At 65.2% G+C, this 17,029-nt stretch carries 12 protein-coding genes and 1 pseudogene; 11 read left to right on the top strand and 2 right to left on the bottom strand.

Features of this window, described 5'->3' with window-relative positions; genetic code table 11:
• Positions 1 to 570 precede the first annotated feature (570 nt).
• Positions 571 to 4,019, top strand: a pseudogene (gene car, locus A5785_RS18710) (carboxylic acid reductase).
• 69 nt (positions 4,020 to 4,088) lie between these two features.
• On the top strand, positions 4,089 to 5,018 hold the full coding sequence (locus A5785_RS18705) for a PaaI family thioesterase (protein WP_064868340.1): 930 nt from the start codon (positions 4,089 to 4,091) through the stop codon (positions 5,016 to 5,018).
• Between the two features lie 7 nt (positions 5,019 to 5,025).
• On the opposite strand, the gene A5785_RS18700 is transcribed toward A5785_RS18705, so the two are convergent.
• The gene (locus tag A5785_RS18700; protein ID WP_039855871.1) at positions 5,026 to 5,673 is read right to left on the bottom strand and encodes a pentapeptide repeat-containing protein; all 648 of its coding nucleotides are present in this window, start codon (positions 5,671 to 5,673) and stop codon (positions 5,026 to 5,028) included.
• A 106-nt stretch (positions 5,674 to 5,779) separates the two neighbouring features.
• On the opposite strand from A5785_RS18700, the gene A5785_RS18695 reads away from it, so the two are divergent.
• The 8 genes from A5785_RS18695 to A5785_RS18660 all read left to right on the top strand — a co-directional run bounded on the left by A5785_RS18695 (position 5,780) and on the right by A5785_RS18660 (position 15,957).
• Positions 5,780 to 6,586, top strand: coding sequence for a TIGR03084 family metal-binding protein (locus A5785_RS18695; protein WP_039855872.1), 807 nt, complete (start codon positions 5,780 to 5,782; stop codon positions 6,584 to 6,586).
• Between the two features lie 53 nt (positions 6,587 to 6,639).
• Positions 6,640 to 8,424, top strand: coding sequence for an acyclic terpene utilization AtuA family protein (locus A5785_RS18690; protein ID WP_005206599.1), 1,785 nt, complete (start codon positions 6,640 to 6,642; stop codon positions 8,422 to 8,424).
• A gap of 3 nt (positions 8,425 to 8,427) precedes the next feature.
• Complete coding sequence (locus tag A5785_RS18685) at positions 8,428 to 9,603, top strand: acyl-CoA dehydrogenase family protein (protein ID WP_005206600.1); 1,176 nt, start codon at positions 8,428 to 8,430, stop codon at positions 9,601 to 9,603.
• On the top strand, positions 9,600 to 11,198 hold the full coding sequence (locus A5785_RS18680) for an acyl-CoA carboxylase subunit beta (protein WP_005206601.1): 1,599 nt from the start codon (positions 9,600 to 9,602) through the stop codon (positions 11,196 to 11,198). Before A5785_RS18685 ends, A5785_RS18680 begins: the two co-directional genes overlap by 4 nt.
• An 8-nt stretch (positions 11,199 to 11,206) precedes the next feature.
• Positions 11,207 to 13,252 (top strand): acetyl/propionyl/methylcrotonyl-CoA carboxylase subunit alpha, encoded by a 2,046-nt coding sequence (locus A5785_RS18675; RefSeq protein ID WP_005206602.1) that lies wholly within the window; start codon positions 11,207 to 11,209, stop codon positions 13,250 to 13,252.
• Positions 13,249 to 14,406 carry an acyl-CoA dehydrogenase family protein gene (locus A5785_RS18670; protein ID WP_005206603.1) on the top strand — a complete coding sequence of 386 codons (1,158 nt, stop codon included), beginning with the start codon at positions 13,249 to 13,251 and terminating at the stop codon, positions 14,404 to 14,406. The genes A5785_RS18675 and A5785_RS18670 overlap by 4 nt, the downstream gene beginning before the upstream one ends.
• 94 nt (positions 14,407 to 14,500) lie before the next feature.
• Positions 14,501 to 15,331: an enoyl-CoA hydratase family protein gene (locus A5785_RS18665; RefSeq protein ID WP_064868338.1), complete on the top strand. Its 831-nt coding sequence runs from the start codon at positions 14,501 to 14,503 to the stop codon at positions 15,329 to 15,331.
• Entirely contained in the window at positions 15,328 to 15,957 is a 630-nt protein-coding gene (locus A5785_RS18660; RefSeq protein ID WP_005206616.1) for a TetR/AcrR family transcriptional regulator, read from the top strand. The genes A5785_RS18665 and A5785_RS18660 overlap by 4 nt, the downstream gene beginning before the upstream one ends.
• Positions 15,958 to 15,959: 2 nt before the next feature.
• On the opposite strand, the gene A5785_RS18655 is transcribed toward A5785_RS18660, so the two are convergent.
• Complete coding sequence (locus A5785_RS18655; protein ID WP_231895164.1) at positions 15,960 to 16,589, bottom strand: Pr6Pr family membrane protein; 630 nt, start codon at positions 16,587 to 16,589, stop codon at positions 15,960 to 15,962.
• Positions 16,590 to 16,734: 145 nt separating this feature from the next.
• Between A5785_RS18655 and A5785_RS23110 the strand changes: the two genes are divergently transcribed.
• The coding region (locus tag A5785_RS23110; protein ID WP_156528153.1) for a helix-turn-helix domain-containing protein at positions 16,735 to 17,029 on the top strand (295 nt) is incomplete at its 3' end.

Genomic DNA, 17,029 nt, shown 5'->3' with positions numbered 1-17,029 from the left:
ACTTGCGCGGGGAAGCGTCGGAGAGTGGGGGAAGAGTTCGACGACGCGCGGTGAGCGTCGAAGAGGCCGTTGCTGGCACCGGCGCGCCGGTCGGAGTCGCCCGCGCGGGGTGCAGAAACTAGGGGAAAGAATTCTTCCGCGGGTTGTGTGCGTTTTCTCGAGAACTTGCGCGGGGAAGCGTCGGAGAGTGGGGGAAGAGTTCGACGACGCGCGGTGAGCGTCGAAGAGGCCGTTGCTGGCGCCGGCGCGCCGGTCGGAGTCGCCCGCGCGGGGTGCAGAAACTAGGGGAAGGAAACCCTTCCGCGGGTTTCGTACCTTTTCTCGGGAAGTTGCGCGGGGAAACGTCGACAAGTCGGGGAAAGAATCCTTCCCCTACTTTCGGCCGCGTGGGGTGGGGCTGTCGGCGAGGTGCGACGCGGCATACGCGCACACGGCGCGCGGAAGTGTCGGGTTCGTCGTATCTGCGGGTGAGATGGCTCACCGATCGTGGCGCAGCGGCGATTCAGGGGAGAACAGTGGAGATGTATTAGTTCGCATCCCTAATAATTGTCTATTGTTCGGAGGTTGTTGATGTCCACCCATCTTTCCGCCGATCCTGCTGCCGCGGTGTCCGCACGGCACCCCGACTCCGACGTTGCTGCCCGCCTGCGGGAGGAAACGTCGGTGGAGGGTGCACTTCGAGTTCTCTTCGAGGGGTACGCCGACCGTCCTGCGCTCGGGTTCCGTGACGCCGAGCACGAATCACGTTGGTCCACAGTAAGTTTCCGTGAACTCGGTAGTCGGGTCGCGGCCGTCGCATCGCTCCTGCGCGACGCGGCGGACGTCGGGCCCGGCGATCGGGTCGCCACGCTGGGGTTCACCAGCGCCGACTTCACGGCGGTGAGTCTGGCAATTCTCGGTCCACTCCGCGCGGTTGAGGTGCCGTTGCAATCAGGCGCCGCGGATTCCGTGTTCGCCGATATCCTCGACGAGACCCAGGCCAAAGTCCTTGCGGTGTCGTTCAACTCGCTGTCCCGAGTCGCCGCACTCATCGAGAAGGGCTTGCGCGCCGACCTTGCGCACCTCGTCGTCTTCGACGTCTCCGAAGCCGCACTCGACGCCGTCGAACGTGCGCGCGCTCTGTTGGAACCGCTCGGAATCACGGTCCACCACGTGCACTTCGACGCCGAGTCGTCGATCACCGACGACGCCGAAGAGGCACTGCAAGTCAGCGGCGACGCGCAACCCGACGACCTCGCGCTGCTGATCTACACCTCCGGCAGTACCGGCGCGCCGAAGGGGGCCATGTACACTCAGGACGCAGTGCTTCGGTTGATCAGACAGGGATTCGGACTCGAAACAGACTGTGCCACAGGGGAAGACGACGCGAGCGAACACCACGCCTGGGTCACCCTGAACTTCTTGCCGATGAGTCACGTGATGGGCAGAGCGACGCTCATGCGAACGCTCGGCAACGGTGGAACCGCCTACTTCACCGCGCGGCCGGACCTGTCGGAACTCCTCGACGACCTCGCGGCCGTCGCGCCGACCGAACTGCACTTCGTGCCGCGTATCTGGGAGATGCTGCACCAGCAGTATCTGTCCGAAATCGAAGGCGTCGAGAGTGATTCGCACGCCGACGCCCTCGCCGCGATGCGGCGCCGCTACTTCGAGCGCGCACAACTCGCCGTGACCGGGTCGGCGCCGATCTCGCCCGAGGTCGTCGACTTCGTCGAGAGCATGCTCGACGCCCCACTCGTGGAGGGCTACGGATCGACGGAGGCGGGCGGGGTCATCCGCGACGGGGCGGTGATCCGACCGCCGGTCGTCGACTACAAGCTCGTCGACGTCCCCGAACTCGGTTATCGCACAACAGATACCCCGCACCCGCGCGGCGAGCTGCTCGTCAAGACCACCGACATCTTTGCCGGCTACTATCGGCGACCGGAGCTCACCGCGGAGATGTTCGACGACGACGGCTTCTATCGAACTGGCGACGTCATGGCAGAAACCGGACCCGATCAGCTCGTCTACCTCGACCGTCGGAACAACGTGTTGAAGTTGTCGCAGGGTGAGTTCGTGACGGTTGCGCGCGTCGAGAGCGCGCTGACCTCACCGCCGATCCGTCAGATCTACGTGTATGGCAATAGTTCACGCCCGTACCTGCTGGCGGTCGTGGTGCCAACCGATGACGCCGTCGACGCCGCTTCCGACGACGAGGAACTACACGCGACGCTGTTGCGGGCTGTTCGCGACATCGGCGAGCGCAACGGCCTTGCGCCGGTGGAGATCCCGCGTGACATCATCGTCGAACGCGCCGCGTTCTCCGAGGCCAACGGCTTGCTGACCGGGATTCGCAAGCTCGCGCGGCCTCGTCTCAAGGAGGCGTACGGTCCCGCTCTCGAAGACCTGTACCTACACCTCGCGAATGCCCGCGCCGATCGACTTCGCGATGCTCGGGCATCCGCAGCGGGTCGGCCGACGCTCGACGTACTGATCGACATCGTCTCGGCCACACTCGATCTCGCCGGGAACGAGGTGACTGCGCAGTCGAGGTTCACCGATCTCGGTGGTGACTCGCTGACCGCCGTCACCCTCGGGAACACACTCCGCGACGTCTTCGACGCAGAGGTCTCGGTGGGTGTGCTGACGAGTCCGTCCTCCGACCTCGCAGCCATCGCCGACTACATCGACGGACGGGAGGGCGAGGCGCGCCCCACGGCAGACATCGTGCACGCCGACCAACAGCACCTGCCGCCGACGAACTCACCGTCGACGCTTTCCTCGACGAGGCAACGCTGGCGGGAGCGTCGACCGTGCCGCCCGCCGACGAGACCGTGCGCGAAGTATTACTCACCGGAGCAACCGGATTCCTCGGTCGATACCTCGCAGTGGAGTGGTTGCGGCGCGTTGCCCGCGTCGACGGCCACGTGACCTGTCTGGTCCGTGCCTCCGACGACGAGACCGCCAGGCGACGCCTCGATGCGGTCTTCGATGTCGGTGACGGCCCGCTGCGCGCCGACTATTTGCGATTGGCGCCAGATCACCTGACGGTGCTCGCAGGTGACAAGGATTCGCCGAATCTCGGACTCGACGACGCGGTGTGGAACCGGCTCGCCGCCGACATCGATCTCATCGTCGACCCCGCGGCACTGGTCAATCACCTGCTGCCCTATCGGGAGTTGTTCGGTCCGAACGTTTCTGGAACCGCAGAACTCATCCGCCTCGCGCTGACGACGACCCGCAAGCCCTACGTCTACATCTCGACCGTCGGAGTGGCTGACCAGGTGGTCTCCGCAGAACTGGTGGAGGACAAAGACATTCGCGAGCTCAGCCCGACACGCGAGGTGCACGAGGGCTACGCGAACGGCTACGGCAACAGCAAGTGGGCAGGGGAGGTGCTTCTGGCAGACGCTCACGACCGCTTCGGGTTGCCGGTCAGCGTCTTCCGATGCGACATGATCGTGGCCGACGACACCGACCTGGGTCAGCTCAACCTCCCGGACATGTTCACGCGCCTGCTGATGAGCGTCCTGGCGACAGGCCTCGCACCACGGTCGTTCTACCGACTCGACCCCGACGGTGGTCGGGCGAGAGCGCACTACGACGCGCTTCCCGTCGACTTCCTGGCCGCGGCCATCTCGACGCTCGCGGTCAGCGACGGTCACGTCACGTACAACGCGGTCAATCCACACTCCGACGGTATCGACCTCGACACATTTGTCGGCTGGCTCATCGAGTCCGGCGAAGAGATCGCACTTGTCGACGACGCCTACGACCACTGGTACCGACTCTTCTCCGACGCCCTCGCCGATCTGCCGGAGAAGCAACGTCGACACTCATTGATCCCGCTGCTGCACAATTACGTGCGCCCTGTCGAACCTCTCGACGCCGGCGTGGTGAACGCACCGCTCTTCGCCGAGGCGGTTCGTTCGGGGAATGTGACCACAGCGACGGCCGAGTACGCCGACATCCCGCACATCACGTCGCAAGTTGTCGCCAACTACGCGCGTGGGCTGCGAACCCTCGGGGTCATCTGAGTGTGATCGGACTCCCTGCGTCCCGGGGTCGGAATCCTGCCCCGGGCCGCGGGGTGATGAAGTGAACCCATGAACGACAACAACCACGACGACGGCGCACACGTGCCGACGACAAATGCGTTGCGCGATCCGGTCGCGGCGTTCGGTGTCGGATCGCTGCGTATCGACGACGGTGTGGTCGTCGCGGAGCAGCAACTCGGCCCGCGATTCGCCGATCATCGCGGACTCATCGACCTCCCCGCGTACGCGGTTCTTTTCGACCACATCGGTGGCATCCCGTATCACCGCGCCACTGACTCGCCGTGCATGCAGGCTCGCCTGGCGTTGTCGACGGTCGGCCGGGCAGGACTCACCGACCACCTCACCGGCACGGCGCAACTGCTGATGCACGACGCCAAGGTCGGTGTCACCGAGATCCGCGTCGGCGTCGGAGCCGAGGACTTCTGCGTCGGCACCGCGCGCAACGTCGCCGTGGGACGGGCGGTTCCGGACGATTTCGACAACGCAGAGTTGGCCCACGACATCCCCGACGCCGCGTCGCTCGATGCTGTTCTTGCACAACCGATTCCGGTTGATCTCGACGGCGAGGCCATCGTCGAACAGATCGCTCGGGGAGAGCGTGACCGTGGTCCGCTCGCCGAGTTGCTCAACGCCACCATTGATGTCGACGGCGCGCCGTCGAATGCCCTGCGACTCGTCGTCGACACGGAGGCATGGATGGGCAACATGTTCGGGACCATGCACGGTGGCGTGATCGGCACCATCGTCGGTGCGGCGTGCTCGCTCGCGGGGCAGCAGAGGGCTCGTGCCGGCCAGGAGTATCGCGTCGGTGATCTCTCGGTGGCGTACTTCCGCTCACCGCCGGTCGACGGTAGTCGTGTGATCGTCGACGTCGAGCCGTTGAAGGTGGGGCGTCGAATCGCGACGTTCTCGACGCGCATGACCGGCCCCGACGGCACGCTGCTCGCCGACGGCGCCGCGGACATCCACTTCCGCTGAAAACGCGCTACTCGACGGCGATACCGAGGTGGGCAGCGAACTGCTCGGCCAGCCCGACGGCCTGATGGGCGGTGATCGTCGCGCCGGCAAGCCCTCCGAGATTGCGTACGTTGCCAACTCGGAGGTTGCGGAGATCGACGTCGGTCAGCGTGGCGCGATGGACGTCGAGCGAGGTGACGGTGGTGTCGTCGAAGGCGACGCGCATCAACGTGGCCTCCGAGACGTCGAGTTCGTCGATGACGCACGACCGGAAGATCACGTCGCGAGCCTCGTTGCCGCTGAGGTTGACCAGACCGAGCTTGCAGTCGGAGATGATCACCGAACGCATCTTTCCGCCGAAGAGGTCGAGCGCGCCGATTCGGCTGTTCTCGATGCGCACGTTGTGCAGCATCGAGCGCGGCGCGAACACTCGTGCGCTGCTCACCTCGTCGAGTCTGCTGTCGACGATGCGGACGCCGGTGAGGTCGGCATCGTCGAGCGACGTGCGCACCACGGCGCACGTCGTGAGCGAGACGTCGCCGAAATCGACGCCCGCGAGGTCGGTGTCGGCGATCAGGGAAGCCTCGATCACGTCACCGACGACGACATCCCGCGCGTTCAACGGTTCGAGGTGGGGAGTTGGTAGCCGACTGATGCGGGGCGGTCGAAAACTCATCGTCGACAAGCCTACGTGGGTGCTATGACAGGCCTCCGAACTGGGCGGATGGAAAAAACAAGCAAGCGTGATTGCTTTTTACGGTCGACTGTGTGACGCTGCTTACATGTCGATCGTGAGTGATCTCGTGGCTGATCTCGCCGCCGCAGGAGATGAACTGGACGCGCTGGTGTCGTCGCTCGACGATGCTTCGTGGCACGCCGATACTCCGGCGCCGGGGTGGACGGTCGCGCACCAGATCGCGCACCTGTACTGGACGGACAAGGTGGCGCTCCTCGCGGCCACCGACCCCGAAGCCTTCGCCGAGGTCGTCGCAGAGGCGATGCGCAACATCGACGGCTTCACCGATGTGACCGCCGAAGAAGGCGCCGCACGCCCCAAGGGCGAGTTGCTCGACGACTGGCGCGCCGCGCGCGCCGCACTGGGGCAGGCACTCGTCGACGTCCCGGATGGCGCGAAGATCCCGTGGTTCGGACCGCCGATGTCTGCGGCGTCGATGGCCACCGCACGGATCATGGAGACCTGGGCGCACGGACTCGACATAGCCGACGCGCTCGGCGTCGAACTCGAACCGACCGACAGCATCCGGCACGTCGCTCACATCGGTGTCCGCACGCGCGATTTCGCGTATGCGGTCAACGGGATGACACCGCCGCAGCGGCCTTTCCGGATCGAACTGGTCGCGCCGTCGGGCGAGCTGTGGACGTGGGGACCCGATGATCCCGACGCCGTCGACGGCACGGTGCGCGGGCCCGCCGTCGACTTCTGTCAGCTCGTCACCCAGCGACGTGCACTCGCAGACCTCGACCTGCAACTCGACGGCGAGCGCGCCCGCGAATGGGCCGCGATCGCACAGTGTTTCGCTGGTCCTCCCGGAGCGGGCCGTGCCCCGCGTAACGCCGCAACCTTCTGAACGCCCGAGCACAAGAACTGTCCGCACAGTCGACCATCCGAATCGGAGTAGCGATGACTTCAACCACAAGTCGCACCAACACCAGCCGATCGAACCGCCCCGTCCGAATCGGCAACGCCTCGGGCTTCTATGGCGATCGCTTCAGCGCGATGCGCGAGATGCTCGAGGGTGGTGAACTCGACTATCTGACAGGCGATTATCTCGCCGAGCTGACCATGCTCATCCTCGGCCGCGATCGGTTGAAGGACCCGAAAACGGGTTACGCCAAGACATTTCTGCGTCAAATGGAGGAGTGCCTCGGGCTCGCCGTCGACAAGGGCGTGCGGATCGTGAGCAACGCGGGCGGCCTCAACCCGCACGGCCTCGCGGTTGCGCTGCGCGAACTGGCGGACAAGCTCGGCGTCGACGCATCGATCGCGTTCGTCGACGGCGACGACATCCTCGACCGCGCAGACGATCTCGGACTCGGCACACCGCTGACGGCAAACGCATACCTCGGGGCCTTCGGCATCAAGTCGGCGCTCGATTCGGGTGCTGACGTCGTCGTCACCGGGCGGATCACCGATGCCTCGTTGACCGTCGGGCCAGCTGCGAGCGCATTCGATTGGGAGTACGGCGATCTCGACGCTCTGGCGGGCGCTGTCGTCGCGGGTCACGTGATCGAATGCGGCGCGCAGGCGACAGGCGGCAACTATTCGTTCTTCACGGAGCTGCCCCGGATGGGACACCTCGGATTCCCTATCGCGGAGATCGCCTCCGACGGCACGTCGGTGATCACCAAACACCCCAACACCGGCGGTGCGGTGACCGTGGGAACCGTGACGGCACAACTGCTTTACGAGGTCGGTGGTCCTCGCTACCTCGGCCCGGACGTGACCACCCGGCTCGACACCATCTCGCTGCGTTCCGACGGTGAGGATCGGGTGGCGATCAGTGGTGTCAAGGGCGAGGCGCCGCCCGAGACGGTCAAGGTCTCGCTCAACCATCTCGCAGGCATCCGCAACGAGATCACCGTCGCGATCACCGGACTCGATATCGAGGACAAGGCCGAACTGTTCCGCGATCAGTTCCGCGCGGAACTGTCGTCGGTGCCCGAGCAGATGACGTGGGAGTTGGTACGACTCGATCGACCCGACGCGCAGACAGAGGAACAGGCGACGGCGCTGCTGCGCTGCGTTGCCCGAGATACCGACCCCGAGAAGGTCGGCCGTGCATTCAGCAACACCGCTGTTGAACTGGCGCTGGCGACCTTTCCCGGATTCACGATGCTCGCACCCCCCGGAAAGGGCGCTCCCTTCGGCGTTTTCGAGCCGGGATACGTCGACGCGAAGCTCGTCGATCATCGTGTGTCCTTCGCAGACGGCGTGAGCGAGAGCATCGAACCGAGTCCACTGCGTACCCAGGTTCCCGCTGACGAGTCCGAACCGCGCAGCGTCGTCGACGTCGACGATCCCGGGCCCACCGCGGCGTCGCCACTCGGTCTGGTGGCCGGAGCGCGCAGCGGCGACAAGGGAGGCAGCGCCAATATCGGTGTGTGGGTACGTAATCCAGACCACTTCGACTGGCTCGACGCGACGCTCGACGTCGACCTGATCAAGAAGCTCCTGCCGGAGATCGCCGACCTCGAGGTCAAGCGTTTTCGGCTGCCCAACCTGTCGGCGCTGAACTTCGTCATCGAGGGAGTGCTCGGGCGCGGCGTCGCCGACAATGTGCGCTTCGACCCGCAGGCCAAGGGGATGGGCGAGTGGCTGCGTTCACGACCTGTGCCCATACCGCTGAGCTTCGTCGCCGAGACGGCCTCTGCCGCGCCATCATCCGAGTCTTCGGAAAGGAACTGAGCTGTGCCACTTGTAGATCCGCAGTGGGAGACGCCGGAACGACGCGCCCTGCGTGACGCGGTTCGCGGATTCGTCGAACGTCATGTGCTGCCTAATCAGGACGAGTGGGAACGCGACGGCCTGATTCCCCGCGAGTTGCACTCCGAGGCAGCCAAACTCGGTCTCTTCGGACTGGGCATCGACGAGTCCGTCGGTGGCAGTGGTGGCGACCTCATCGATGCGTCGATTCTGGGCGAAGAGTTCCACTACGCGGGTGGTGCCGCGGGCGTCTTCGCGTCGCTGTTCACGCACGGAATCGCGTTGCCGCACTTGATCGCCGCAGGCGATCCCGACCAGATCGACCGATGGGTGCGGCCGACGCTCGCAGGCGAGAAGATCGGCAGCCTTGCGATCACCGAGCCGGGCGGCGGAAGCGACGTCGGGCATCTGACGACGCGGGCACAGCGCGATGGCGACGACTTCATCGTCAACGGCGCCAAAACCTACATCACCTCCGCGGTGCGCGCCGACTTCGTCGTCACCGCGGTACGTAAAGGCGGACCGGGAGCGTCCGGGGTCTCGCTTCTCGTGATCGAGAAGGACACACCGGGTTTCACGGTGACGCGCAAGCTCGACAAGATGGGGTGGCGCAGTTCGGACACCGCGGAGTTGGCCTTTGTCGACGTACGCGTTCCGGCGACGAACCTCGTCGGCGCCGAGAACAGCGGATTCGCCCAGATCGCCGCGGCGTTCGTGACCGAACGGTCCGGACTCGCCGTGCAGGCCTACGCCAGTGCGCAACGCTGCCTCGACCTCACTCTCGACTGGACCCGCGAACGCGAGACCTTCGGCAAGCCGCTCGCCGCCCGACAGTCGGTGCAGGACACGCTGACCGAGATGGCTCGACGCATCGACGTTGCGCGGACCTACGCGCGTGGGGTCGTCAACCGCAAGGTGACGTCCGACGACGACCTGATCGCCGAGGTGTGTTTCGCGAAGAACACCGCGGTGCAGACCGGGGAGTGGGTGGCCGACAAGGCTGTTCAGCTCTTCGGTGGCCTCGGCTACATGACGGGCACCGAGGTCGAGCGTCAGTATCGGGACATGCGAATCCTGGGGATCGGTGGGGGAACCACCGAGATCCTGAGCGGGCTCGCGGCAAAACGACTCGGCTACATCGCACAGGGGAGCACACGATGACCGCATTGCGTTCGACGATCGACTCGACGAGTGACGACTTCACCGCCGCACGCGATTCGATGCTGGAGAAGCTCGACCAGATACACGGTGAACTCGACAAGGCCCTCGCGGGTGGCGGTGACAAGTACGTCGAGCGGCATCGCAAGCGCGGCAAGATGACCGCGCGTGAGCGCATCGAGATGCTGCTCGACGAGGATTCGGACTTTCTCGAACTGTGCCCGCTCGCGGCGTATGGGTCGGACTTCCACGTCGGAGCGTCGGTCGTCGTGGGGATCGGCGTCGTCGAGGGGGTCGAATGTCTCGTCGTTGCCAGTGACCCGACGGTCAAGGGCGGGACGTCGAATCCGTGGACGCTGCGTAAGACACTGCGCGCCAACGATATCGCCATGCAGAACAGACTCCCGGTGATCTCGCTCGTCGAGTCGGGTGGTGCCGATCTGCCGACGCAGAAGGAGGTGTTCGTCCCCGGCGGGCGGATGTTCCGCGATCTGACGCGGCTGTCGGCGGCGGGTATCCCGACCATCGCATTGGTCTTCGGTAACTCGACGGCCGGCGGAGCGTACATCCCGGGCATGAGCGATCACGTCGTGATGATCGACGGACGCTCCAAGGTGTTCCTCGGCGGACCGCCGCTGGTGAAGATGGCCACCGGCGAGGAAAGCGACGACGAGTCCCTTGGCGGCGCTCAGATGCACGCGCGCACGTCGGGTCTTGCCGACTACTACGCCGCCGACGAACAGGATGCGATCCGGATCGGGCGTCGGATCGTGTCGCGGCTCAACTGGACCAAGGCGGGCGGACAACCGCGCGCGCAGGTGCGGGAACCGCGCTACGACCCCGAGGAACTCCTCGGCATCGTCCCGCCAGATCTCAAGATCCCGTTCAACCCGCGCGACGTGATCGCGCGCGTCGTCGACGACAGCGATTTCGACGAGTTCAAGCCCGAGTACGGCAACTCGCTGTGCACGGGATGGGCCGACATCCACGGCTATCCCGTCGGCATCCTGGCCAACGCGCAAGGTGTGTTGTTCAGCCAGGAGGCGCAGAAGGCCACGCAGTTCATCGAGCTCGCCAATCGCTCCAACACGCCGCTGCTGTTCCTGCACAACACAACCGGTTACATGGTCGGTAAGGAGTACGAACAGAACGGCATCATCAAGCACGGCGCGATGATGATCAACGCGGTGTCGAATTCGAAGGTGCCGCACCTGTCGGTGCTGATGGGTGCCAGCTACGGCGCGGGTCACTACGGAATGTGCGGGCGGGCATACGATCCGCGATTCTTGTTCGCCTGGCCGAGCGCGAAGTCGGCGGTGATGGGAGCCGCGCAACTGGCAGGCGTCATCTCGATCGTCTCGCGCGCGGCGACCGAGGCTCGTGGCGGCACTGTCGACGAGGCGGCAGACGCGGGGATGCGGCAGATGATCGAGGCGCAGATCGAGGCCGAATCGGTGCCCGCGTTCTTGTCGGGCATGCTCTACGACGACGGTGTGATCGACCCGCGTGACACGAGAACCGTTCTGGGGCTGTGCTTGTCGGCGATCCATAACGGTCCGGTCGAGGGGACGTCGAGTTTCGGCGTCTTCCGGATGTGAGGTGTGAGATGACAGAACAACATTCAACGATCACCTCGGTGCTTGTCGCCAATCGCGGCGAGATCGCGCGACGTGTGTTCGTGACCTGTCGTCAGATGGGCCTCGGGACCGTTGCGGTCTACTCCGATCCGGACGCCGATGCGCCGCACGTCGCCGCAGCCGATGTCGCTGTGGCACTTCCCGGCTCGACGTCGGCAGAGACCTATCTGCGCGGTGACAAGATCATCGAGGCCGCCAAGCTCGCGGGCGCGGATGCGATTCATCCCGGCTACGGATTCCTCTCGGAAAACGCGGAGTTCGCGCAATCGGTGATAGACGCGGGACTGACGTGGATCGGGCCCCCACCCGGGGCGATCGACGCGATGGGGTCAAAGGTCAACGCCAAGAAGCTGATGGCCGACGCAGGCGTACCCGTCCTGGGCGACATCGACCCTGCCGGAGTCACCGAGAGCGACCTCCCACTGCTGATCAAGGCGTCTGCGGGCGGCGGTGGACGCGGCATGCGGATCGTGCGGTCGGTCGACGAGTTGGCCGAGCAGGTTGCCGCTGCCGAACGCGAAGCGGCGTCGGCCTTCGGTGATCCGACGGTCTTCTGCGAGCCGTATGTCGAACGGGGACACCACATTGAGGTGCAGGTGCTCGCCGACGAGCACGGCGCCGTCTGGGCCGTCGGAGAGCGTGAATGCTCGATCCAGCGTCGTCACCAGAAGGTGATCGAGGAGGCCCCTGCGCCTCTCGTCGAACGGATCGGCGGAGATCTCCGTGAACGCCTCTACGACGCCGCCAGGAAGGCCGTGTCGGCGATCGGCTACACGGGTGCGGGAACCGTGGAATTCCTCGCCGACGAGACCGGTCGCTTCTACTTCCTGGAGACCAATACGCGTCTGCAGGTGGAACATCCGGTCACGGAACTCACGACGGGGACCGACCTCGTTGCCTGGCAACTGCGTGTCGCGATGGGCGAGCACCTCGACGTCGAGGAGCCCGGTACTCGCGGCCACGCGATCGAGGTCCGCCTCTACGCCGAGGATCCGTCTGCGGGATGGCAACCGCAGTCGGGAACCATGCACCGCATCGAGATCGACGCGCAGACGCATTTCGGTCCGCTCGACCGTCCGGGCGTGCGTGTGGACGCGGGTATCGAATCAGGCTCGGAGATCTCGACGTTCTACGATCCGATGTTGGCCAAGGTCATCAGTTGGGCGCCGACACGTGCTCGTGCCGCTGCGATTCTCGCCAGAGCGCTGTCCGACGCGGCGCTCCACGGCCCGACAACCAACCGCGACATGCTGGTGAACACGCTGCGGGAGCCGACGTTCCTCAGCGGCGATACCGACACCGGATATCTCGACCAGATCGGCCTCGACGTCTTGTCGGCGCCGCTGGCCGACGAGTCGACGGTGACACTCGCCGCCGTTGCCGCAACGCTGGCGGAGGTGGCCGTCAACCGGGAACGCGCTCGCGTCCAGCGAAGTCTGCCCGCAGGCTGGCGGAACATGCCGTCGCAGTACTCGCACAAGACGTTCCGTACCGACGACGACGTCGAACACGAGGTTCGATACCGGTGCACCCGAGGCGGGAGCGTCGAGCTTCCCGACGTCGCCGACACCAAGGTCGTATCCACGACGACAGAGCAGGTCGTACTCTCCCACAACGGCATTCGACGGACCTTCGACGTCGCGCGATACTGCGACGACGTCTACGTCGACACCGCAGGCGCGTCGGTGCACTTCCGTCGGCCGCCGCGATTCGTCGATCCCAGTGCCGTTGCGCGACCGGGTTCGCTCCTCGCGCCGATGCCGGGTTCGGTGATCCGCGTTGCGGTTTCCGAAGGCGACCGTGTGACCGCCGGTCAGCCGTTGATCTGGCTCGAGGCGATGAAGATGGAGCACACCGTCGCGGCTCCCGCCGACGGTGTGGTCAGCACGCTCGCCGTCGAAGCGGGACGCCAACTCGCCGTCGGCGATGTGCTTGCGATCATCACCGATGAGGCCGACAACGACAGCGAGACAGAGCATTCCGACGCACCAACACCTCAGGAGACATCCGCATGAGCTTCGTCGAAACGGCTGAACGGGCCGATCTGCGTGCATCGGTGGCCGCGCTGGCCACCAAGTACGGGCAGGACTACTTCCGCGAATGCGCCCGTGAGGGTCGCAAGACCGACGAATTGTGGTCGGAGGCGGGCAAACTGGGCTTCATCGGGGTGAATCTTCCCGAGGAGTACGGCGGTGGCGGCGCAGGAATGTACGAGTTGTCGATCGTGATGGAGGAGATCGCGGCGGCGGGCACCGGCCTGCTGATGCTCGTTGTCTCGCCGGCCATCTGCGGCAACATCATTGCGCGCTTCGGCACCGACGAGCAGCGCGACCGGTGGCTGCCAGGGCTTGCGGACGGATCGATCACCATGGCCTTCGGTATCACCGAACCCGACGCCGGATCGAATTCGCATCAGATCACCACCACGGCATCGCGCGACGGATCGGACTGGGTCCTCAACGGGCGCAAGGTGTACATCTCCGGTGTCGATCAGGCCGATGCCGTTCTCATCGTGGGTCGGAGCGAGGATGCGAAGACCGGCAAGTTGCGGCCCGCGCTGTTCATCGTGCCCACGGACGCACCGGGGTTCGAATACAAGATGATCGACATGGAATTGGTGAACCCGGAAAAGCAGTTCGGGCTCTACCTCGACGATGTGCGCCTGCCTGCTGACGCACTCGTCGGCTCCCCGGACGCGGCACTGAGCCAACTCTTCGCCGGTCTGAATCCAGAACGCATCATGGCTGCGGCGTCGGCGGTGGGGATGGGTCGTTTCGCGCTGGGCAAAGCCGTCGACTACGTGAAGGAGCGCACGGTCTGGAAGACCCCGATCGGAGCGCACCAGGCCATCGCACATCCGCTGGCGCAGGGCAAGATCGAACTCGAGATGGCCAAGCTCATGATGCAGAAGGCCGCCACCCTCTACGACGCGGGAGACGACTGGGGCGCTGCCGAACCGGCGAACATGGCGAAGTATGCGGCCGCCGAGGCGTGCGTCAAGATCGTCGACCAAGCCGTTCAGTCCATGGGTGGCAACGGACTGACAACCGAATACGGTGTGGCGCCGCTGCTTTCGCTCGCTCGAATTGCGCGTGTGGCACCGGTCAGCCGCGAGATGGTGCTGAACTTCGTCGCGCAGACCAGTCTTGGACTGCCGAAGTCGTACTGATTCGTCCCGGCACCGCCGTTTCCGATTCGCCATTCATCCCAGACCAACCACAGCAGACCAACTCTGACCGAGGACCACAGGAAGGCGCAGGTCGATGACCACCACAGACAGCGAAGTCGTACACGTCGGGATCGACGCCGGGGTCATGACGCTCACACTCGACTCGCCGGGCAACCGCAATGCGTTGAGTCGCGCGCTGGTGACCCAACTGTCGTCGGGACTGACGAGGGCGGCGACCGATGAGAGCGTGCGGGCCGTCGTGCTGACACATGCGGGCAGAACCTTCTGTGCGGGTGCCGATCTCGGCGAGGCGCTCAAGCGGGGCGCCTCTGCCGAGGAGGCGTCTGCCGAAGCGACGTCGTCGATGGTCGAGTTAATGCGCACGATCCTCGAGCTGCCCAAACCGGTGATCGCACACGTCGACGGGCATGTCAGGGCAGGAGGTTTCGGCCTGCTCGGTGCCACCGATATCGCACTTGCCGGACCGAAGAGCACCTTCGCGCTGACCGAGGCCCGGCTCGGCCTTGCACCATCGGTGATCTCGCTCGTGCTGGTGCCGAAGATGACGGCGCGAGGTGCTGGTCGATACTTCCTGACCGGTGAGAAGTTCGACGCGTCGGTTGCGGCGTCGATCGGAGTCATCACGCAAGCGTGTGACAGCACGGAGGCTCTCACGCAGTCGTTGGGGGAGATCCTCGACGGCATCCGACGTGCGTCGCCGGTCGGCCTCGCCGCGTCGAAGGAACTCACCACCGCGTCGGTGCGCGACGAGTTCGAGCGGTTGGCGCAGCGTCGTGCACTGGAATCGGCGACATTGTTCGCTGGCGACGACGCACGCGCGGGGATGGAAGCGTTTCTGTCCAAGGGGCGGCCGCCGTGGGATCTGACCGCAACGCAAGCCGACACCGGAGCTACGAGAACATGACGTCTCCGCGTACGACGACAAACCGTGAACCACAGCAGGAACGGTCCCGCCAGACGCGGGAACGGTTGCTGCGCTCAGCCATTCAGGTTCTGGCTCACGAGGGATGGGCGTCGGCAACGGTGGCCGCGGTCGCCCAACGCGCGGGGGTGTCCAGAGGCGCTGCGCAACACCACTTTCCCACACGCGAGGCATTGATCTCGGCGACGCTCGAGCAGATCTTCGACGACCTCACCCTCAACGCCGACACGTTGATTCGCCCCGACGCGGACGAGTCACGGCGCGTGCGGATAGCGGTCGAGCAGGCCGTGAGTATCTACACCGGGACCGAATTCAAGGCGTCGCTGCAGATCTGGGCGGCGGCAGCGTCGGATTCGGCGCTACGCGAACTGATTCTGCCGATGGAGGCCAAGTTCGCGCGAGCGGCACATCGGGTGACTGTTGCCGCACTGGACCCCGACGGCACGAACCCTCGGGCACACCGCGTCGCACAGGTGACACTCGACCTCGCACGCGGTCTCGGACTGGCGGACACACTGTCGGACGATGCACGACGCCGCGCGCAGGTGGTCGACACCTGGGTGGAGATGGTCACCGATGCGCTCGACGTCGACTCTCCGGACAGGTGAGATCAGCTGGCGGTGGGCTCAGCATGCGGTCGGCTACGCGCGCCGCGTGTGCCGAGCCAGTACACGCCCGCTGACAGCGCGGTCATCCCGATGAAGACGACCACCACACCGAGCGTCATCGACAGGTACCCCTGACTTCGCGGATCGATGAACGGGTACGGGTACCAGTCGACGATGGGGCCTCGCGTCAATGTGTAGACGCCATAGACGAGTGGGAACGCCAGCCAGGTCAACCAGGAGAGGGCAGGCAGAACCCTAGGTCGGAAGACTGCCCAGTCGATGAGCAGAACGAGCGGGATGAGGCGGTGCAGCACGGTGTTGGTCCACTCGCCGGAGAGATTGACGTCGATGTGCGACAACAGAAGTGCGTAGACGATCGCGGTGATCAGCATCGCGGTGGTCACTGCGCCGCGAAACCACTGCCACCACAACCCTATTGGCGTCAACAGTGCACCGCCGAGCAGCACGATGGCCGCGCCGACGTTGCTCAGGATGGTGAAGTAGCTGAAGTAGTTGGCGAAGCCGAAACCATCGGACGCGGTGACCGGCACGTATGCGATCGCAGCGATGCCGACGACTGCGGCGACGAAGCGAAGGACACGTACCCACAACTGACGGTCACCTCTGCTCACGCCTCGCATTGTGCCAGTCGCGCCGCACGTCTTTGACCCCGCCGTGTTTGCCCCCGCCGTGGACGACAGCGAGCAGGTCGCCCGCGTGCGGTTGGAGATCTAGTGTCCTGAGTCATTAATTGTCATTCGGTTGATAGACTGGGGAATGGCAACCCGGGGTCCGCGAGCAGTGGATATTGTTCTGACTGATGATGAGCGCCGTGAGCTCGAAGGGTGGGCGCGTCGGCGAACGACGGCCTCGGGTTTGGCGATGCGATCACGAATCGTTCTCGCTGCCGCTGATGGCGGGTCGAATACCGAAGTGGCACAACGACTCGGCCTCAATCGCAGTACCGTGCGGCGATGGCGAGGCCGGTTCGTCGAGCACCGCTGCGAGGGGTTGCTCGACGAACCCCGGCCCGGGCGACCTCGAACCGTCGGCGACGAGCAGATCAAAGACC

The sequence above is a fragment of the Gordonia sp. 852002-50395_SCH5434458 genome (assembly GCF_001665905.1).
In the GTDB taxonomy this organism is placed as follows: domain Bacteria; phylum Actinomycetota; class Actinomycetes; order Mycobacteriales; family Mycobacteriaceae; genus Gordonia; species Gordonia jacobaea.
This window is presented reverse-complemented; position numbering and strand designations above follow the sequence as displayed.

Bases quoted from the DNA above. Each gene is read 5' to 3' on its own strand.
- A5785_RS18680 (WP_005206601.1), top strand. From the start codon at position 9,600: ATGACCGCATTGCGTTCGACGATCGACTCGACGAGTGACGACTTCACC.
- A5785_RS18660 (WP_005206616.1), top strand. From the start codon at position 15,328: ATGACGTCTCCGCGTACGACGACAAACCGTGAACCACAGCAGGAACGG.
- A5785_RS18665 (WP_064868338.1), top strand. From the start codon at position 14,501: ATGACCACCACAGACAGCGAAGTCGTACACGTCGGGATCGACGCCGGG.
- A5785_RS18705 (WP_064868340.1), top strand. From the start codon at position 4,089: ATGAACGACAACAACCACGACGACGGCGCACACGTGCCGACGACAAAT.
- A5785_RS18690 (WP_005206599.1), top strand. From the start codon at position 6,640: ATGACTTCAACCACAAGTCGCACCAACACCAGCCGATCGAACCGCCCC.
- A5785_RS18675 (WP_005206602.1), top strand. From the start codon at position 11,207: ATGACAGAACAACATTCAACGATCACCTCGGTGCTTGTCGCCAATCGC.
- A5785_RS18700 (WP_039855871.1), bottom strand. From the start codon at position 5,673: ATGAGTTTTCGACCGCCCCGCATCAGTCGGCTACCAACTCCCCACCTC.
- A5785_RS18670 (WP_005206603.1), top strand. From the start codon at position 13,249: ATGAGCTTCGTCGAAACGGCTGAACGGGCCGATCTGCGTGCATCGGTG.
- A5785_RS18695 (WP_039855872.1), top strand. From the start codon at position 5,780: ATGTCGATCGTGAGTGATCTCGTGGCTGATCTCGCCGCCGCAGGAGAT.